Annotated in this window: 1 protein-coding gene; it reads left to right on the forward strand. The window is 67.8% G+C overall.

Annotation, left to right across the window (positions count from 1 at the left end; translation table 11 throughout):
- Positions 1–80: 80 nt before the first annotated feature.
- On the forward strand, positions 81–1,331 hold the full coding sequence (locus tag Ahu01nite_RS49995) for an IS4 family transposase (protein WP_203843835.1): 1,251 nt from the start codon (positions 81–83) through the stop codon (positions 1,329–1,331).
- Positions 1,332–1,538 lie beyond the last annotated feature (207 nt).

Consider the following 1,538-nt stretch of genomic DNA (forward strand, 5'->3'; position numbering starts at 1 on the left):
AATGCCGTTCAGATAAGGCCTCGGTCGAGGTCAGCGTGGTGAGCTGACGTCGAGCGTGGTGGTCGGTACGGTTTCGGGCCGTGACGTCATCGGTGGTAGAGGCAGAGGACGGGCCGTGGGGCCGGTTGACCGACCACATCGGATTGGGTGTGGTGTCTGCCCGGTTCGACCGTGACCTGCTCGAAGAGGTCCTCAACCGCACCGGCCGGAAAGAGAAACGGTCGCGTCGGCTGCCCGCGCATGTGATGATCCGTTACGTCATCGCGATGGGCTTGTTCGCCGCGGAGTCCTATGACGAGGTGATGCGCCGGCTGGTCGGTAACCTGCGCCGGCTCGGTTCGTGGGACGACGACTGGCAGGTCCCGACCAAGTCCGCGATCACCCAGGCCCGCCAGCGCCTCGGTGCGGAACCGATGAAAGCGCTGTTCGAGCGGGCTGCGGTGCCCGTCGCGGGCCCCGGGACCAAAGGTGCCTGGCTGGCCCGGCGCCGGTTGATGGCGATCGACGCGACTAGCTTCGACGTCGCGGACACCGAGCAGAACGTGGAACGTTTCGGCCGGATGGGCTCGGGCCCGAAAGCGTCGGCGTATCCGAAACTGCATGTCGCCGCGCTGGCCGAATGCGGCAGCCACGCTGTTGTCGGCGCCGTGCTGGGTGGCTGCCGAACCGGGGAACGCACCCTGGCCGCCGACCTGTCCGGCACAGCGGGCCCGGACATGCTGGTGATGGCCGACGCCGGCCTCTACTCCTTCGAACTGTTCAGCACCTTCGCTGCCACCGGCGCCGATCTGGCCTGGCGGATCGGGGCGTCGGTATCGGTCGGTGTGCTGCGCTGGCTGTCCGACGGCTCCTACCACGCATTGATCTACGCCCCCGGCCTCAGCGCGGCCCGCCGGGCACGACTGGTCGAGCAAGCCCGCGCCGGCCAGGACATTCCCGCCGAGGTGGCCCGCCTGGTAAGGGTGGTCGAGTACACGGTCCCGGACCGAAATCCCGACGGTGACCTGATCGTCGTTGTCACCACCGTCACCGACCCCCACGACATCCCCGCCACCGATCTGGCCGGGGCATATCACCAACGCTGGGAAGAAGAAACCGCGTTCGACGAGATCAAAACCGACCTCCGCGGTCGCGGGGAGATCCTCCGCTCGAAGACCCCGGACCTGGTCGAACAACAACTCTGGGGCCTGCTCCTGGCCCACTACGCCATCCGCGCGCTCCTGCTGCAGGCCGCCGATCCGGCCGGCTACGACCCGGACCGGATGTCGTTCGTCAAAGGCCTACGGGTCGTGCGCCGCCAGGTCACCGACCAGGCGGCCATCACCCCCTGAGCACCTTTACGCAGCCCTCGACGATGCGCTCACCGAAATCCGGTCCCAGCCCAACCCGCCACGACGGCAACGAAGTTGCCCCCGCGTCCTCAAACGCGCCCGCCACAACTCCTACCGCGTCAAACGCCCCACCGACCGCATCGTCCGCCACCCCGAACCAGCGGCACCGCTACTGACCTGCCCAAGCGGCCTTATCTGAACGGCATT

The sequence above is a fragment of the Winogradskya humida genome, from assembly GCF_016862215.1.
In the GTDB taxonomy this organism is placed as follows: Bacteria; Actinomycetota; Actinomycetes; order Mycobacteriales; family Micromonosporaceae; genus Actinoplanes; species Actinoplanes humidus.